Consider the following 16,322-nt stretch of genomic DNA (forward strand, 5'->3'; position numbering starts at 1 on the left):
CGGCCCGGCCGGAAGAGCACCTCTCAGAGAGAGGAGAAAGTCACTTGACGGTGACCTTGGCGCCAGCGCCCTCGAGCTGAGCCTTCGCCTTCTCGGCGACGTCCTTGGCAACCTTCTCCAGGACCTTGGCACCAGCGGTGTCAACGAGGTCCTTGGCCTCCTTCAGGCCGAGGGAGGTCAGGGCGCGCACCTCCTTGATGACCTGGATCTTCTTGTCGCCGGCACCGTCGAGGATGACGTCGAACTCGTCCTGCTCCTCAACAGCCTCAGCGGCAGCGCCCGGAGCGGCAACGCCGGCAACGGCGACCGGGGCGGCGGCGGTGACGTCGAACTTGTCCTCGAAGGCCTTGACGAACTCGGAGAGCTCGATCAGGGTCATGTCCTCGAACTGCGCGAGCAGGTCCTCGGTGCTGAGCTTCGCCATGATTGGCGTCCTTCCACTAATTCGGCAGGTGCCGGATGTACGGGTTGGCGGGCGTGCTTACGGGCCCGCTGGGACAGGGAGTGGTTACTCCGCGTCCTCGGCGGGAGCCGGAGTACCGGCACCGCCCTGCTCGACCTTCTCGCGCAGCGCTTCCACGGTGCGAACGAGCTTGGACGGGAGCGCCTGGAAGACCGCGGCAGCCTGGGACGGCTTGGCCTTCATCGCACCCGCCAGCTTGGCGAGCAGCACCTCGCGGGACTCGAGGTCCGCGAGCTTCTTGATCTCATCGGCGGTCAGCGCCTTACCGTCAAGGACACCGCCCTTGATGATGAGAGCAGGGTTCTCCTTGGCGAAGTCACGCAGAGCCTTCGCCGACTCCACCGGGTCACCGGTGACGAAGGCGACAGCCGTCGGACCGGCGAACAGGTCGTCCAGCTCGGAGATCCCGGCCTCGTTGGCCGCGATCTTGGTCAGCGTGTTCTTCACCACGGCGTAATCGGCGTTGCCGGTGAGCGAGCGACGCAGCGTCTTCAGCTGCTTCACCGTGAGACCGCGGTACTCGGTCAGAACGGCGGCGCTGGAAGCACGGAACTTGTCCGTGATCTCGGCGACGTCGGCAGCCTTGTCGGGCCTGGCCATAGGCTTACGCCTCCTTCCGTGATGTCGAAGTCGGGCCGACCTTCGAGAAGTCGACCATTCAACGCCGCGGACCCCGGGAAGCGAAAAAGCCCCGGCGCGCAGGCGCACGGGGCTTGCCACGACCTCGACGAACCGTGAACGGCTCGGAGATCTTGATCTGCTCCACAACCTGCGCGGGCGACCCGCACGAGGCGGATCCTTCGGCACCGACCACCCTCACGGGCAAACGGCAACAACCAGCGGTCTTTGGCTCGGCCAGCTTAACGAAGCGAAGTAAACATGTGCAAATTGCTTCGGTTTCGCGCGCCCGCCTACGGGAACAGCGGCGGGCTCGCGCCGGACTCCGGAGCGATGTCCGCCTCGGCGGGGCCCTGCACCGAGATCGCGGAGCTGCCGTACTCGCTGTAGCCGATGGTGTCCACCTCGGCGGCGGCGCGGCGGAGCTGGACCAGCTGGTCGTGGTCGTTGAGCCACAGGTCGAGCACCACCTCGCCGGGGCCGAGCGCGGTCTCCAGGGCTTGGCGCCGGACCTGGTCCAGCTGGGTCTGCGCGGCGGCGTACTGGGCGGCGGTCAGGGTGACCCGGTAGTGCTGGACGGTGGTGTCCAGCAGCTTCTCCTCGCCGAGCAGCACCGGAGTGTCGGCGGCGGCCGCGGCGGTGGTGGCGACCACCGGACTGATCCGGTCGATCAGAGCGGAGTAGGGGCAGCGGGTGCCACCCGAGTACTTCTCCCAGTGCGGGCCGCCGAGCCGGGCGGCGGTCTGCGGGTCGCCGCCCACGTAGGCGGAGGTGTCCAGCACCATCAGCCGCCGGGCGTCCCCGTCGCCCCGGTACTGCAGCACCGTCTTCGGTGCCCAGAACAGCGCGCCCTTGGCCCGCTCCTCCCCCAGGGTGGCCCGGAACTCGCCGCGCCGGGCCTCGCGCAGCGCCAGCTGGGCGGAGAGCAGCACCCCGTGCGGGGAGCGGTCGGTGGGCGTGGCCTGGGCGCTGGTCTGGGACGGGGTGGCGGGCCGCGCGGAGCTGTCGCCGTGGCCGGAGCCGCTGCAGCCGCTCGCCGCGGCCAGCAGCAGGGCGCCCGCCAGCAGGGCCGCGGTCGTCCGCGCGCGTGCCGCCATCGGTCCCTCCTTCCGGCCGTCCGTTCCGCTCCCCCACCTTGTCACGCGTCCCCTCCGGCCCGGCAGCGACCCCGGGCCGGACGGGACCGGGATCACTGCTTCAGCAGATCGGTCAGCGAGAAGACCTCGGAGTCGGCCGGGGCCTTGGTCGGCTGGACGCTGCCGAGTGCGCTGAAGACGATCTTGGCGGAGCCGGTCTCCAGGCCGTTGCTGGACTGCTGGACGACCTCGCCCTTGGCGTTGATCCAGAACTCCTCGGTGATCGTCGAGCCCTTCTTCTTCAGCTCGGCCAGCACCTGGGTCTTCAGCTCCGGCGCCAGTTGCATCTTCTCGACCAGGGAGTCCACCGGGACCTCGCTGCGGTAGTGCGTGGTGCTCTGGCCCGCCACCGTCTCGGCGCCGGCCTCGGTCGCGGTCGGCGCGGCGACGGCCAGCTGCACGGCCGGGTTCATCAGCTCCATGGTGGAGGCGAAGCCGCCGGCGTCGCTGCCGCCGGGGGCGCCCTGGGCGGCGGCCTTCGGGTCGATCTTCATCCAGGCCTTGCCGCCGGCCAGCTCGGCCATCTCGGCGTTGACCCCGACGTACATCACGTCGCCGACGAAGAGGATCTTGCTGTCCTTGCCGTCGGTCTTGGTGGTGAGCAGGAAGGTCTTCGGCGTCTTCCAGACGAACTCGCCGGTGCCCTCGGTCTCACCGCTGACGGCCAGCTTGGCGCTGCCGGCCTTCTCCATCACCGCGGCCGAGGCGAGCAGCGCCTCCTTGGCGCCGAGCTTCGCGCCACCCTGGCCACCGCCGCTGCCGCCGTCCGTGCCCTTGCTGGCCGAGGCGCCGCCGGAGGCGGCGGTCGAACCCGGCTTGGCGTCGGCGGTGCTGCTGCTGCCCGATCCGGAGCTGCCACAGGCGGTCAGCAGACCTGCGGCCAGGCAGGCCACGGCAACGGTACGCAGTGCGCGCACGAGAGTCCCCCTCTTATCCGATTCTCATGTCAAAAGGCCATCGGACTCTATCCGATGGCCTCCGGGCGCGCGGCGCAGTCGAAAACGGCACCGGGCCCGCACCCCATGAGGGGTGCGGGCCCGGTGAGTTGACCGCGTGGGGAACTGACCTGGGGTCAGACCGCCGCCGGGTCCTCCTCGACGAGGAGGTTACGGGTGCGGTTCGGGTCCACCTGGATGCCGGGGCCCATGGTGGTGGCGAAGGCGATCTTCTTGATGTAGCGGCCCTTGGCGGCGGACGGCTTGGCCCGGAGGACCTCGTCCAGCGCCGCGGCGTAGTTCTCGACCAGCTGCTCGTCCGAGAACGAGGTCTTGCCGATGATCAGGTGCAGGTTCGAGTGCTTGTCGACGCGGAACTCGATCTTGCCGCCCTTGATCTCGTTGACGGCCTTGGCGACGTCCGGGGTCACGGTGCCGGTCTTCGGGTTCGGCATCAGGCCACGGGGACCGAGCACGCGGCCCAGGCGGCCGACCTTGCCCATCAGGTCCGGGGTGGCGACGACGGCGTCGAAGTCCAGACGACCCTTGGCCACCTCGTCGATCAGCTCGTCCGAGCCGACGATGTCGGCACCCGCGGCACGCGCGGCCTCGGCACGCTCACCGTTCGCGAAGACCAGGACCCGGGCGGTCTTACCGGTGCCGTGCGGGAGGATGACGGTGCTGCGGACCATCTGGTCGGCCTTGCGCGGGTCGACACCCAGGCGCATGGCAACCTCGACGGTGCCGTCGAACTTGGTGGTGGAGGTCGCCTTGGCGAGGCGGACGGCCTCGAGCGGGGCGTAGATCCGGGTGCGGTCGACCTGGGCGTCCGCGGCCTTGAGGGCCTTGCTGCGCTTCACTGCTGCTCCTAGTAACTAATGGAGTTCGTGGTAGTCACGGGCCGCGCCGGCCCTACCACGGTGGACGTACGGGCTGATCAGCCCTCGACGGTGATGCCCATCGACCGGGCGGTGCCGGCGATGATCTTCTCCGCGGCGTCCAGGTCGTTGGCGTTCAGGTCGGGCATCTTGGTGGTGGCGATCTCGCGCACCTGGGCCGAGGTCAGCTTGGCGACCTTGGTCTTGTGCGGCTCCTTGGAGCCCTTGTCGATGCCCGCGGCCTTCAGGATGAGGCGCGCAGCCGGCGGGGTCTTCGTGACGAAGGTGAAGGAACGGTCGTCGTAGACCGTGATCTCCACCGGCACGATCATGCCGCGCTGCGACTCGGTGGCCGCGTTGTACGCCTTGCAGAATTCCATGATGTTGACGCCGTGCTGACCCAGCGCGGGGCCGACCGGCGGCGCCGGGTTGGCCGCACCGGCGTTGATCTGGAGCTTGATAAGCCCCGTGACCTTCTTCTTCTTGGGAGGCATGTCTCTCCGGGTCCTTCCGAGAGGTGATTGCTGATGTGCCCGACCCCGGGGCGAAACCCGGCCGCCAGGACACACATCGGACCAGGCTAACCGCTGATGCGGCGCTGGACCAAAACGGTGCCGGGGCGGAGGCTCTCGCCCCGCCCCGGCACCGGTGACCTGTGGGTCAGTTCTTCTGGATCTGGTCGAAGGAGAGCTCCACCGGGGTCTCCCGGCCGAAGATCTCCACCAGGCCCTTGACCTTCTTCGAGTCGGGGTTGATCTCGTTGATGGTCGCCTGCAGGGTGGCGAACGGACCGTCGGTGACGGTGACCGAGTCGCCGACCTCGAAGTCCAGCACCTGAACCTCGACCGGGCGCACCGGCGAAGCCTTGCCGGCTTCCTTGGCGGCGGCGCGCTCCACGTCGGGGGCGAGCATCTTGACGACCTCGTCCAGGGTCAGCGGGTACGGGTCGTAGGCGTTGCCGACGAAGCCGGTGACACCGGGGGTGTTGCGCACGACACCCCAGGACTCGGGGGTGAGGTCCATGCGCACCAGCACGTAGCCGGGGAGCTTGTTCTGCCGGATGGTCTTGCGGTCGCCGTTCTTGATCTGGACGACCTCCTCCTGCGGAACCTGGGACTCGAAGATGTAGTCCTCGACGTTCAGCGAGACGGAGCGCTGCTCCAGGTTCTGCTTCACCCGGTTCTCGTAGCCGGCGTAGGTGTGGATGACGTACCACTCGCCCGGGGCGCGGCGCAGCTGCTCGCGGAACTCGGCGACGGGGTCGGACTCGACCTCCTCGACGACGAGGGCCTCTTCGTCGGCGGCCTCTTCCTCGGCGGCGGCCTCGTCGTCCACCTCGTGCACGGCCTCGACCTCGGCCGGCTCGCCCGCTTCGGCGTCGGCGGCCTCGACCTCGTCCTCGTCGCCGTCCACGCCGGCTGCACCCTCAACGGTCGCCTCGGCAGCGGACTCGGCTTCGGCAGCCTCGGCCGCGTCCAGCTCGGCGGCGACATCCGCCTCGCGGACGGTCTCGTCGGCGTCGTACAGGGGGGACTCAGACACGGTCGCTGCTTCTTTCCTGGTTGTGGAACGGATACCTCAACAGTACCGACTCAACGGTAGTCGCCCGCGGCCGTTCGCGCCGACAGCTCGACCCGGGCCGAGGGATTCGGCCCGGGTCGGGGTGGTGTGTCGGTGCGGAATCCGCGGGATCCCGGTTTCGGTCGGCCTGATCGGGTCAGCCGAAGAGCCAGAAGGCTCCCTTGGCGAAGACCCAGTCGAGACCGGCGACCAGCAGCATCAGCACGATCACGAAGGTCACCACGACGGTGGTGTACTGGATCAGCTGGCTACGGGTGGGCCAGACGACCTTGCGCAGCTCGGCGATGATCTGGCGGTAGAAGATGCCCATCCGTGCGAACAGGCCCTTCTTGGCCCGCTTGCCGGACTTCTTGCCACCCTCGCCACCACCGGCCTTGTTGGCCCGCCGGCGGTCGCGCCGCGACAGCTTGCCGTCCGTGGTGGTCTCGTCCGCCGCGTCGGCCCCCTCGGGGTTGCCGCTCTCAGGCGTTGCGGTGGAGCCCGTGGTCTCCGTCACTCGTCCTCACCTGAATCCGGGTCCTGCGGAGCTTCCGTGCCTGGTGCACGGGCGATCCGGCGAAAGCAGTGCTGGGCGGGGCCTTCTCCGCATCAAGCCCGCTCGCTCCTCGGAGCGAACGGGCTTGGCACGAGTCGAGCTGCAGGGCACGAGGGACTCGAACCCCCAACCGCCGGTTTTGGAGACCGGTGCTCTACCAATTGAGCTAGTGCCCTTCGGAACCCTGCGGCTCCGTCGTGGCCCCCAACCTACCGTATCCACCCGGCCGTGTGGTGTACCCGGCCGAAGGATCCGCACTTGGGAGCCGTCGAGCAGTGAGTGTACGGGTTCTTCGCCGATTGGTCGAACCTCATTCACCGCAATCCGCGCGGCGGGGTCACCCGGCCGGCCTCGCGGCGTCACCCGATCGGCGGCAGCGTACGGATGTTGGAACGCGCCGGTACGCATGGTGGAACCGCGATGCCCGGCGCCCGTGCGGTCTGGGACCATGCAAGACATGAGCGCACCCACCCCCGAGAACGTCTCCCCCGCGAACCGCCGGGTCTCCGCCCGGGTCGGCGCCATCGCCGAGTCGGCCACCCTCGCGGTCGATGCCAAGGCCAAGGCCCTCAAGGCGGCCGGCCGTCCGGTGATCGGCTTCGGCGCCGGCGAGCCCGACTTCCCGACCCCCGGCTACATCGTGGACGCGGCCGTCGCTGCCTGCCAGGACCCGGCCAACCACCGCTACACCCCGGCCGCCGGCCTGCCGGAGCTGAAGGCCGCGATCGCCGCCAAGACGCTGCGCGACTCCGGCTACCAGGTGGACGCCTCGCAGGTGCTGGTGACCAACGGCGGCAAGCAGGCGATCTACAACGCCTTCGCCGCGATCCTCGACCCGGGCGACGAGGTGATCATCCCGGCCCCGTACTGGACCACCTACCCGGAGGCCGTGAAGCTGGCCGGCGGCACCCCGGTCGAGGTGGTCGCGGACGAGACCACCGGCTACAAGGTCTCGGTGGCGCAGCTGGAGGCCGCCCGCACCGCGAACACCAAGGTGGTGCTGTTCGTCTCGCCGTCCAACCCGACCGGCGCGGTGTACACCGAGGCGGAGGCCGAAGCGATCGGCCGCTGGGCGCTGGAGCACGGCCTGTGGGTGCTCACCGACGAGATCTACGAGCACCTGGTGTACGGCGACGCGAAGTTCACCTCGCTGCCGGCCCTGCTGCCCGAGCTGGCCGACAAGTGCATCGTGGTCAACGGTGTGGCGAAGACCTACGCGATGACCGGCTGGCGGGTGGGCTGGCTGATCGCCCCGAAGGACGTGGTGGCCGCCGCCACCAACCTGCAGTCGCACGCCACCTCCAACGTCTCCAACGTGGCGCAGCGCGCCGCGCTGGCGGCCGTGGCCGGCGACCTGTCCGCGGTGGACGAGATGAAGACCGCCTTCGACCGCCGCCGCCGCACCATCGTGGCGATGCTGAACGAGATCGAGGGCGTGTACTGCCCCGAGCCCGAGGGCGCGTTCTACGCCTACCCGTCGGTCAAGTCGCTGCTGGGCAAGGAGATCCGCGGCAAGCGCCCGCAGACCTCCGCCGAGCTGGCCACGCTGATCCTGGAGGAGGCCGAGGTCGCGGTCGTCCCCGGCGAGGCCTTCGGCACCCCGGGCTACCTGCGGCTGTCCTACGCGCTGGGCGACGCCGACCTGGTCGAGGGTGTCAGCCGGATGCAGAAGCTGCTGGCCGAGGCCCGCGCCTGATTTCACCCGGGCCGCTGCCGCCCCTCGCACTCACCCCTTCGGGCGACGTGCGGGGGGCGGTTCCTGTTTCGGCGGGTTATGCGGCAGGATCGGTGAATGGATCGCCTGCGTGATGTCCGGAGCCTCCCGAAGGCCCATCTCCACCTGCACTTCACCGGTTCGATGCGCCCCACGACGCTGCTCGAACTCGCCGACAAGCACCGCATCCGGCTGCCCGAGGCGCTCAGTTCGGGCCATCCGCCGAAACTGCGGGCGACCGACGAACGCGGCTGGTTCCGGTTCCAGCGCCTGTACGACACCGCGCGCTCCTGCCTGCGCGACGAGTCCGACATCCGCCGGCTGGTCCGGGAGACCGCCGAGGACGAGCGCGCCGACGGCTCCCGCTGGTTGGAGATCCAGGTCGACCCGACCTCGTACGCGCCGCTGCTGGGCGGGCTCACCCCCACCCTGGAGCTGATCCTGGACGCCGTCCGGGAGGCCTCCGAGGCCACCGGGGTGGGCATCCGGGTGCTGGTCGCGGCGAACCGGATGAAATCGCCGATGGACGCCCGCACGCTGGCCCGCCTCGCCGTCCGCCACGCCGACCAGGGCGTCATCGGCTTCGGCCTGTCGAACGACGAACGGCGGGGCCTGGCACGGGACTTCGACCGGGCGTTCGCGATCGCCCGGAGCGGCGGGCTGCTGGCCGCGCCGCACGGCGGGGAGCTGGCCGGGCCGGGCTCGGTCCGGGACTGCCTGGACGACCTGGGCGCCGGGCGGATCGGCCACGGCGTGCGGGCCGCCGAGGACCCGCGGCTGCTGCAGCGGCTCGCCGACCGGCAGATCACCTGCGAGGTCTGCCCGGCCTCGAACGTCGCGCTCGGCGTCTACGAGCGGCCCGAGGACGTCCCGCTGCGCACCCTGTTCGAGGCCGGGGTGCCGCTGGCGCTGGGCGCCGACGACCCGCTGCTGTTCGGCTCCCGGCTGGCCGACCAGTACGCCCTGGCCCGCGAGTCGCACGAGTTCACCGACGCCGAACTGGCCGAGCTGGCCCGGCAGTCGATCCGGTCCTCGCGGGCGCCCGAGCACATCGCCAAGGAACTGCTGGCGGACATCGACGCCTGGCTGGTCGAGGAACCCGCCCTCGCCGAGCCGGTTCCGGTTTCGCTCTAGGGTCTGCCCCGGCAGGACAGACCCTAAAGGCTGACGCCGACCATCACCGGCTCGTTGACCAGGTCCACCCCGAAGGCCGCCCGCACGCCGTCCCGCACCTCGCGGGCCAGCGCGAGCAGGTCCTCGGTGGTGGCCGAGCCGCGGTTGGTGAGGGCCAGGGTGTGCTTGGTGGAGAGGGTGGCGGGGCCGGTGCCGTGGCCCTTGCGGAAGCCCGCGTTGTCGATCAGCCAGGCCGCCGAGGTCTTGGTGCGGCCCTCGCCGGCCGGGTAGCTGGGGGCCCGCAGCTCGCCCAACCGGGCGGTGAAGTCGGCGAATTGCGCGTCCGTCAGGATCGGGTTGGTGAAGAAGGAACCCGCCGACCAGGTGTCGTGGTCGGCGGAGTCGAGCACCATGCCCTTGCCGGCGCGCAGTCGCAGCACCTCGGCGTGCGCCTCGGCGAGCTTCACCCGCTGGTTCGCCTCGACGCCGAGCGAGCGGGCCACCTCCGCGTATTTCACCGGGGAGGACAGCCCGCCCTCGTCGGCGAGCCGGAAGCGGACCCGCAGCACCACGTACCGGTCCGGGTCGGCCTTGAACCGGCTGTGCCGGTAGGAGAAGCCGCAGTCGGCGCCCGCCAGCCTCACCGTCTCGTCGAGCAGGCGGTCGTAGGCGACCACCTCGGTGATGGTCTCGGCGACCTCCTGGCCGTACGCGCCGACGTTCTGCACCGGGGTCGCGCCCGCGGAGCCCGGGATGCCGGCCAGGAACTCGATGCCGGCCAGGCCCGCGTCGACGGTGCGGGCCACCGCGTCCGACCAGACCTCGCCGGCCGCGAGTTCCAGCAGCGTGCCGTCCAGCGTGAAGCCGGTGGTGGCGATCCGCAGGACGGTGCCGGGGAAGCCGGCGTCGGAGATCACCAGGTTGGAGCCGCCGCCGATCACCAGCAGCGGCTCCCCCGCCCGGTCGGCCGCGCGGACCGCGGCGACCACCTCGGCGTCCGTCCCGGCCGTCACCAGCCGGCGGGCGGGGCCGCCGAGGCGCAGCGTCGTCAGCGGGGCCAGCGGTGCGTCCATCTGCTCAATCACCGCCCCAGCGTAACCGCCCGCCGTGCGAGGGGGTCAGGACCGGCCTGCGGGGGCGGCGGCCAGCGGCGAGCGGTGGTCGGCTGCGGCCTCGGCGGCGGCCCGCAGGCCGGGCCGGCGCGGGACGAAGGCCGCGGCCACCGATCCGGCGGCGACCACGGCGGCGCCGACCAGCAGCGCGGGGACGACTCCGTCGGTGAAGGCGGCGGCACTGCCGTAGCCGCCCCGCGCGGAGAACACGGCGGACAGCACGGCCACCCCGAGCGCCCCGCCGACCTCGCGCATCGCGTTGTTGGCGCCGGAGGCGATGCCCTGCTCGGCGGGACGGACGCTCGCCATCACCAGGCTGGCGGTGGGCGCGAAGTACAGCGACATGCCGATGCCGCAGACCACCAGGACCGGGACCTGCTGCCCGTACCCGGCGGAGTGGTCGATCAGCAGCGCGTACCCGGCCAGGCCGAGGGCCTGCAGGGCGAGGCCGGTGACGACCAGCGGACGGGCGCCGATCCGGTCGATGAGCAGTCCGGCGAGCGGGGAGATCAGCAGCGGCATCCCGGTCCACGGGAGCATCCGCAGGCCGGCCTGTTCGGGGGTGTAGCCGCCGACGCCCTGGAAGTACTGGCTGATAAGGAAGATCGAGCCGAACATGCCGAGGTACATCAGCAGGCTCGCCGCGTTCACGGCGCTGAACGCCCGGCCGCGGAACAGTCGCATCGGCAGCATCGGCCGCTGCGCCCAGCGCAGTTCGTACCCGACGAAGGCGAGCAGCAGCAGGGCGCCGGCGATCAGCGAGGTGAGGACGAGCGGGTCGGTCCAGCCGTCGGGGTTGCCGCGGACCAGGCCGAGGACGATGCCGAACAGGCCGGCGCTGACCAGCACGGTGCCGGGGACGTCCAGCCGGGGGTTCTCGCCGTGGCTCTCGGCCAGCTTGGCGCGGGCGATCGGCAGCAGGGCCAGGCCGACGGGGACGTTCACCCAGAAGATCCACTGCCAGGAGAAGTGCTCGGTGAGGCTGCCGCCGATCAGCGGCCCGACGGAGACGGCGAGCCCGCTGACGGCGGACCAGATGCCGAGTGCCGCGCCGCGCTTGGCGGCGGGCACCGCGGCGGCCAGCAGGGTGAGGGTGAGCGGCATGGCCACCGCCGCGCCGGCGCCCTGGACGGCGCGGGCGGCGATCAGGGTGCCGATGGTCGGGGCGAGCGCGGCGCCGGCCGAGCCGAGGGTGAAGACGGCCAGCCCGATCACGAACATCCGGCGGCGGCCGAACCGGTCGCCGAGTGCGGCGCCGAGCATCAGCAGGACGGCGAAGGTCAGGGTGTAGGCGCTGACCGTCCATTCCAGGTCGGCGAGGCCGCCGCCCAGGTCGGCGCGGATGGCGGGCAGGGCGGTGGTGACCACCAGGTTGTCGAGTCCGGCCATGAAACTGGCGGCGCTGACGACCACCAAGGTCCAGACGGCTTGCCTGTTCACGATGGATTTCCCCCAAAGGTTGTGATTGATCAATAACTTTCGTGGGCCGAAAAAAGGGCGCGCCGCCACCCGGGCGGAGCGCGCCTCAGCGGTCCTCGGTCTTCTCGCTGCAGTCCTCGAACCCGGACCAGATCCGGTGGTCCATCGGATACCCCAGTCCGACCAGGGTGTTGATCAGCATGCCGTAGGCCATGAACCGGGTGGCCTCCTTCTGGTCGCCGCCGAGCCGCTCGCGGATCCGCTCGAACAGTCGCAGCCACGCCGCCCGGGCCGTGTCGCCGACCTGCTCCTCGCCGGCCGACTCCGCCGCGAACACCGAGACGTACATCTGCATCTGCATCATGAGCTGCTCGCGGTCCTCGACCAGGCGCATGTACGCACGCGACATCGCGTCCTGCGCCGCCTCCCCCGTCAGTCCCTCCGACGCGCGGTCGAAGACCCGCCAGGTCTCCTCGACGCAGTACTCGCAGGCGGCCTCGAAGATCGCCTGCTTGTTGGGGAAGAGCCGGAACAGGTACGGCTGCGAGACGCCCACCCGGCGGGCGATCGCCTCGGTGGAGGTGCCCCGGTAGCCACCCCGGGCGAACTCCACCATGGCCGCCCGCACGACGCTCTCGCGCCGCTCCTCGGCGGACATCCTGATGCTGTTCTTGGCCATGGCCTCAGATTAGTGAGTGACCAATAACTTCGGCAAGTGCCCGCGGCCCCCGGGCGCCCAGCACCCGGGGGGTCGGCCTCAGCCCAGCCGGACCACGGCCCGGGCCATGCCCAGGACCTTCTGGCCTTCGCTGGTCGCCACCAGGTCCACCCGCACCCGGTTGTCGTCCAGCAGCACGGCGACCTTGCCGGTGACCTCGATGACCGCGCCCACGCCGTCGTTCGGGACGATCACCGGCTTGGTGAAGCGGACGCCGTACTCGACCACCGCGGCCGGGTCGCCGACCCAGTCGGTGACCACCCGGGCGGCCTCAGCCATGGTGAACATGCCGTGCGCGATCACGTCGGGCAGGCCGACCTCGTGGGCGAACTTCTCGTTCCAGTGGATCGGGTTGAAGTCCCCCGACGCCCCCGCGTACTGCACCAGCGTGGCCCGGGTCACCGGGAACGACTGGGCCGGCAGCTCGGTGCCGACCTGAACCTCGTCAAAGCGGACCGCCACGGTCACTCCTCCCCGGCTTCGTCGGCGGCGCGGGCCACCAGCGTCATGATCGACGTCACCACGTGCTCGCCACTGGCGTCGTGCACCTCACCGCGGACCGTCAGCACGTCGTTGCCGGCCAGCGACTTGATCGCGTCGATGGAGATCGTCACCGAGAGCCGGTCACCGGCCCGGGCCGGGCGGGAGTAGACGAACTTCTGGTCGCCGTGCACCACCCGGCTGTAGTCCAGGCCCAGCTCCGGGTCGTTCACCACCTGCGCCGCCGCCTGGAAGGACAGCATGAACGGGAAGGTCGGCGGAGCGATCACGTCCGGGTGGCCGAGCGACTTGGCCGCCTCGGCGTCGGTGTACGCCGGGTTCGCGTCGCCGATCGCGGCGGCGAACTCGCGGATCTTCTCCCGGCCGACCTCGTACGGCGCGGTGGGCGGGTAGGTCCGCCCGATGAACGAGGGGTCGAGCGGCATGGGCAACTCCTCCGGTGGTCCGTCAGGTCCGTGATGCAGAAATGACTCCAGGCCGCGCCCCGTAGTGGGGTGCGGCCTGGAGTCGAGGCAAAGTCAGCGGGTCTCGCGGTGCGCCGTGTGCGAGTTGCAACGCGGGCAGTGCTTCTTCATCTCAAGACGGTCCGGGTCGTTGCGCCGGTTCTTCTTGGTGATGTAGTTCCGCTCCTTGCACTCCACGCAGGCCAGCGTGATCTTCGGGCGGACGTCGGTGGCAGCCACGGGAGTGCCTTCCTGGGACAACGAATAAGAACACAGACAAGAGTAGCCGATCGGGAGTTGTACCCCCGATCGACTACGCGGGGTAGCGGTGACCGGACTTGAACCGGTGACACAGCGATTATGAGCCGCTTGCTCTACCAACTGAGCTACACCGCTTTGATGAACGGAACCCCACCGAAGCGAGGAGCCTCTCACCAGAGCCCCCATGCGGAATCGAACCGCAGACCTTCTCCTTACCATGGAGACGCTCTACCGACTGAGCTATAGGGGCGAACGAGGAAGAGATTACACGGTTCCGGGCCAGAGGTGAAATCCGTATCCGCGCCCGATCTCCGCAGGTCGAAGGGGCCGCACTGACGGCCCGTCACCCGACACCCGTTCGACCACCCACGCAACCGGAACCGGCCCTCCGCGACCGCCCCCTCCCACGACACGGGCGGCGGCCCGCATCCGAGCGTCCCGGCCGGGCGCGGCCTAGGCTCGACCGTCAGTGACCTCTCGCGGGTGCGCCGCAGACCGGCCCCGCAACCGGGCCCCCGGGCCGCCGGGCGGTCAACGGGACTGGAGGAACGGGCCGATGAGCGAACGCAGCGAGGGCGCCCAGCCGCCACCGGCCGCCAACCCGCTCGGACACGGGCCGGTACTGCTGCTCACCGGGGCCCGGCTGATCGACGGCCGGGTGGTGGACGTCCGGATCAGCGGGGACCGGATCCAGGCCGTCGGCACCGTCGGCAGCCTCGGACCGCTGCCCGCGATGCCCGGTCGGCCCACCGTCACCACCGGCGCCCGCATCGACCTCTCCGGCTACCTGCTGCTGCCCGCCCCCGCCGAACCGCACAGCCACTACGACAACGCGTTCTCCGCCGCCCTGCCCACCCCTCCCCCGGACGGGCCCACCGACCTGGTCCGCCGGGTCACCGAAGCCGCACTCACCTCGCTCGGCTACGGGGCCACCGCCCAGCGCACCCACGTCCGGATCGGCGACGTGCACGGGCTCGGGCGGCTGGAGGCCGTCCTGACCGCCCGGCAGTCCCTGCGCGGACTCGCCGAACTCCAGGCCGTCGCCATGCCCCGGCTGCTCACCGGCCTGGCCGGCGCGGACGGCCGGGCCCAACTGCGCGAGGCGCTCAAACTCGGCGCGGACGCGGCCGGCGGCTGCCCCGACCTCGACCCCGACCCGATCGGCTACGTCCAGGTCCTGCTGTCCGCCGCCACCGAGGCCGACTGCCCCGTCGACCTGCACACCGACGCCGCCGACCGGACCCAGCTCGCCCGACTGGTCGCCGCGCTGGCCCCACACCGGCCGCGGGTCACCCTCGGCCCGTGCAGCGCACTGCCGCCCGGCGGCTCCACCGTGCTCGCCAACTCCGGGATGCGCGTCGCCTGCCTCCCGCAGAACGGCGGCTGCACCGGCCTCGAAAGCCCACCCACCGGCCTGCACCCCTCCCTGGTACGCGAGTTGGCACACGCCCGGGTCGCCCTCACGGCCGGCTCGGGCAGCCTGCGAGACACCGCCAACCCGGTCGGCCGGGCCGACCCGCTCGAAACCGCCCGACTCCTCGCCGCCGGCGGCGCGCTCTCCCCCGAAGCCGCGTACGACGCCGTCTCCACCCAGGCCCGCGCCACCCTCGGCCTGCCCCCCGTCCGGGTCGACGCCGGCTTCCCCGCCGAACTCCTCGCCGTCCGCGGCGACAGCCTGGTCGGCGCCTTCGCCGGCGGCCACTCCCGCCTGGTCGTCCACTGCGGGCGGGTGGTCTCCCGCACCAGCGCCGTCCGCGAGTTCGCCGACACCGTGGCCCTGGCCCTGCCCCGCCAGAGCCACCCGGGTTAGGCCCTCCCGATCCGGGCAACAAAACAGCCCCCGGTCTGCGTTTCCGCAGCTCGGGGGCTGTTTCACTATCCAGTGGCGGGTGCAGGGTTCGAACCTGCGTAGCTTGCGCGACAGATTTACAGTCTGCTCCCTTTGGCCGCTCGGGCAACCCGCCAGGGATGGTGTCTCGCGGGGCGCTGCCCCGTTCGACGTCGTAAACGATACCCGATGTTGGGGGGTGGTCTGCCACTCGTTTCGTCACATGATGATCAAGGTCGGGAGGCGAGCTGTTGCGGGCGGGCGCGCGGGGGGCTGGATAGGCTGGGGCGTCGCCCGCCGGTGGCGGGTGGCGCAGACCGTGCAGCCAGTAGTTCAAGGAGACCAACACCCATGGCCGACTCCAGTTTCGACATCGTCTCGAAGGTCGAGTGGCAGGAGGTCGACAACGCGATCAACCAGACCTCCCGCGAGATCGCCACCCGCTTCGACTTCAAGAACGTGGGCGCCGAGATCAGCCGGTCCGGCGAGAAGATCGAGATGAAGGCCAACGGCGAGGAGCGGGTCCGGGCGATCCTGGACGTGCTGCAGACCAAGTTCGTGAAGCGCGGACTGTCGCTGAAGGCGCTGGACGCCGCGGAGCCGCACCTGTCCGGCAAGGAGTACAAGATCTTCGCCAACATCAAGGAGGGCATCACCACCGAGGATGCCAAGAAGGTGGCGAAGATCATCCGCGACGAGGGCCCCAAGGGCGTCAAGGCCCAGGTCCAGGGCGACGAGCTGCGGGTCAGCTCGAAGTCGCGCGACGACCTGCAGTCGGTGCAGGCCCTGCTGAAGGGCAAGGACCTGGACTTCGCGCTGCAGTTCGTCAACTACCGCTAGAAAACTCCGCCGACCTGCGGAAACGCTAGCTTTTCGGCCCGGGAGGGCACATCGAGGGCACGTGCTGACGACAGCGTCAATCAGCGCCACTCGGTGTGCCCTCCGCGCTCTGGCGAGCGCCAGCCCTGGCGACGCCGACCGAGGGCCACCGCCTGGTAGGTCGAGCGCCAAGGCGCGCGGCTCTCAGGCCAGAGATCTCCATGCTCGGGAACCATCGACGAATCAGC

General features: G+C 70.6%; 18 protein-coding genes and 4 tRNA genes. 4 read left to right on the forward strand and 18 right to left on the reverse strand.

Features of this window, described 5'->3' with window-relative positions; all coding sequences use genetic code 11:
* Positions 1 to 40: 40 nt before the first annotated feature.
* The 9 genes from rplL to ACZ6R9_RS01195 form a co-directional block, all read right to left on the reverse strand.
* Positions 41 to 424, reverse strand: a complete 384-nt coding sequence (gene rplL / locus ACZ6R9_RS01155) for a 50S ribosomal protein L7/L12 (RefSeq protein ID WP_380486796.1) — start codon at positions 422 to 424, stop codon at positions 41 to 43.
* An 84-nt stretch (positions 425 to 508) separates the two neighbouring features.
* The gene (gene rplJ, locus ACZ6R9_RS01160; RefSeq protein WP_099899965.1) at positions 509 to 1,063 is read right to left on the reverse strand and encodes a 50S ribosomal protein L10; all 555 of its coding nucleotides are present in this window, start codon (positions 1,061 to 1,063) and stop codon (positions 509 to 511) included.
* 311 nt (positions 1,064 to 1,374) lie between these two features.
* A complete protein-coding gene (locus ACZ6R9_RS01165) occupies positions 1,375 to 2,178 on the reverse strand; it encodes an SCO4651 family lipoprotein (protein WP_465535697.1) in 804 nt (267 codons plus the stop codon).
* Positions 2,179 to 2,270: 92 nt separating this feature from the next.
* Positions 2,271 to 3,134 (reverse strand): SCO4651 family lipoprotein, encoded by an 864-nt coding sequence (locus ACZ6R9_RS01170; protein WP_465535699.1) that lies wholly within the window; start codon positions 3,132 to 3,134, stop codon positions 2,271 to 2,273.
* A 155-nt stretch (positions 3,135 to 3,289) separates the two neighbouring features.
* Entirely contained in the window at positions 3,290 to 4,012 is a 723-nt protein-coding gene (rplA, locus tag ACZ6R9_RS01175; protein ID WP_380486802.1) for a 50S ribosomal protein L1, read from the reverse strand.
* 77 nt (positions 4,013 to 4,089) lie between these two features.
* The gene (rplK, locus tag ACZ6R9_RS01180; protein ID WP_030457453.1) at positions 4,090 to 4,524 is read right to left on the reverse strand and encodes a 50S ribosomal protein L11; all 435 of its coding nucleotides are present in this window, start codon (positions 4,522 to 4,524) and stop codon (positions 4,090 to 4,092) included.
* A gap of 166 nt (positions 4,525 to 4,690) precedes the next feature.
* Complete coding sequence (nusG, locus tag ACZ6R9_RS01185) at positions 4,691 to 5,572, reverse strand: transcription termination/antitermination protein NusG (RefSeq protein ID WP_380486803.1); 882 nt, start codon at positions 5,570 to 5,572, stop codon at positions 4,691 to 4,693.
* Between the two features lie 175 nt (positions 5,573 to 5,747).
* A complete protein-coding gene (secE, locus tag ACZ6R9_RS01190) occupies positions 5,748 to 6,107 on the reverse strand; it encodes a preprotein translocase subunit SecE (RefSeq protein WP_380486805.1) in 360 nt (119 codons plus the stop codon).
* A 142-nt stretch (positions 6,108 to 6,249) separates the two neighbouring features.
* A tRNA-Trp gene (locus ACZ6R9_RS01195) sits at positions 6,250 to 6,322 on the reverse strand.
* Between the two features lie 281 nt (positions 6,323 to 6,603).
* Between ACZ6R9_RS01195 and ACZ6R9_RS01200 the strand changes: the two genes are divergently transcribed.
* Together ACZ6R9_RS01200 and ACZ6R9_RS01205 are read left to right on the forward strand one after the other, a co-directional pair.
* Entirely contained in the window at positions 6,604 to 7,842 is a 1,239-nt protein-coding gene (locus tag ACZ6R9_RS01200; protein ID WP_380486807.1) for a pyridoxal phosphate-dependent aminotransferase, read from the forward strand.
* 96 nt (positions 7,843 to 7,938) lie between these two features.
* Positions 7,939 to 8,994 carry an adenosine deaminase gene (locus ACZ6R9_RS01205; protein WP_380486809.1) on the forward strand — a complete coding sequence of 352 codons (1,056 nt, stop codon included), beginning with the start codon at positions 7,939 to 7,941 and terminating at the stop codon, positions 8,992 to 8,994.
* Between the two features lie 23 nt (positions 8,995 to 9,017).
* On the opposite strand, the gene ACZ6R9_RS01210 is transcribed toward ACZ6R9_RS01205, so the two are convergent.
* From ACZ6R9_RS01210 to ACZ6R9_RS01245, 8 genes are all read right to left on the reverse strand, one after another.
* The gene (locus tag ACZ6R9_RS01210) at positions 9,018 to 10,058 is read right to left on the reverse strand and encodes a UDP-N-acetylmuramate dehydrogenase (RefSeq protein ID WP_465535704.1); all 1,041 of its coding nucleotides are present in this window, start codon (positions 10,056 to 10,058) and stop codon (positions 9,018 to 9,020) included.
* Between the two features lie 33 nt (positions 10,059 to 10,091).
* Positions 10,092 to 11,525, reverse strand: coding sequence for an MFS transporter (locus ACZ6R9_RS01215; RefSeq protein WP_465535706.1), 1,434 nt, complete (start codon positions 11,523 to 11,525; stop codon positions 10,092 to 10,094).
* Positions 11,526 to 11,610: 85 nt separating this feature from the next.
* Positions 11,611 to 12,183 carry a TetR/AcrR family transcriptional regulator gene (locus tag ACZ6R9_RS01220; RefSeq protein WP_465535708.1) on the reverse strand — a complete coding sequence of 191 codons (573 nt, stop codon included), beginning with the start codon at positions 12,181 to 12,183 and terminating at the stop codon, positions 11,611 to 11,613.
* Positions 12,184 to 12,261: 78 nt separating this feature from the next.
* The gene (locus ACZ6R9_RS01225) at positions 12,262 to 12,690 is read right to left on the reverse strand and encodes a MaoC family dehydratase (RefSeq protein WP_465535710.1); all 429 of its coding nucleotides are present in this window, start codon (positions 12,688 to 12,690) and stop codon (positions 12,262 to 12,264) included.
* Positions 12,687 to 13,148, reverse strand: coding sequence for a MaoC family dehydratase N-terminal domain-containing protein (locus ACZ6R9_RS01230; RefSeq protein WP_100587149.1), 462 nt, complete (start codon positions 13,146 to 13,148; stop codon positions 12,687 to 12,689). Before ACZ6R9_RS01230 ends, ACZ6R9_RS01225 begins: the two co-directional genes overlap by 4 nt.
* Before the next feature lie 93 nt (positions 13,149 to 13,241).
* Positions 13,242 to 13,406 (reverse strand): 50S ribosomal protein L33, encoded by a 165-nt coding sequence (rpmG, locus tag ACZ6R9_RS01235; protein ID WP_006604855.1) that lies wholly within the window; start codon positions 13,404 to 13,406, stop codon positions 13,242 to 13,244.
* A gap of 83 nt (positions 13,407 to 13,489) precedes the next feature.
* Positions 13,490 to 13,562, reverse strand: a tRNA-Met gene (locus ACZ6R9_RS01240).
* Positions 13,563 to 13,604: 42 nt separating this feature from the next.
* A tRNA-Thr gene (locus ACZ6R9_RS01245) sits at positions 13,605 to 13,677 on the reverse strand.
* A gap of 306 nt (positions 13,678 to 13,983) precedes the next feature.
* Between ACZ6R9_RS01245 and ACZ6R9_RS01250 the strand changes: the two genes are divergently transcribed.
* Positions 13,984 to 15,237, forward strand: a complete 1,254-nt coding sequence (locus ACZ6R9_RS01250; RefSeq protein WP_465535712.1) for an amidohydrolase family protein — start codon at positions 13,984 to 13,986, stop codon at positions 15,235 to 15,237.
* Positions 15,238 to 15,310: 73 nt separating this feature from the next.
* Here the strand turns inward: ACZ6R9_RS01250 and ACZ6R9_RS01255 are convergent.
* Positions 15,311 to 15,391, reverse strand: a tRNA-Tyr gene (locus ACZ6R9_RS01255).
* 215 nt (positions 15,392 to 15,606) lie between these two features.
* Here ACZ6R9_RS01255 and ACZ6R9_RS01260 point away from each other — a divergent pair.
* Positions 15,607 to 16,095, forward strand: coding sequence for a YajQ family cyclic di-GMP-binding protein (locus ACZ6R9_RS01260; protein ID WP_380484478.1), 489 nt, complete (start codon positions 15,607 to 15,609; stop codon positions 16,093 to 16,095).
* Positions 16,096 to 16,322 lie beyond the last annotated feature (227 nt).

It is taken from the genome of Kitasatospora sp. NPDC048662 (assembly GCF_055587065.1).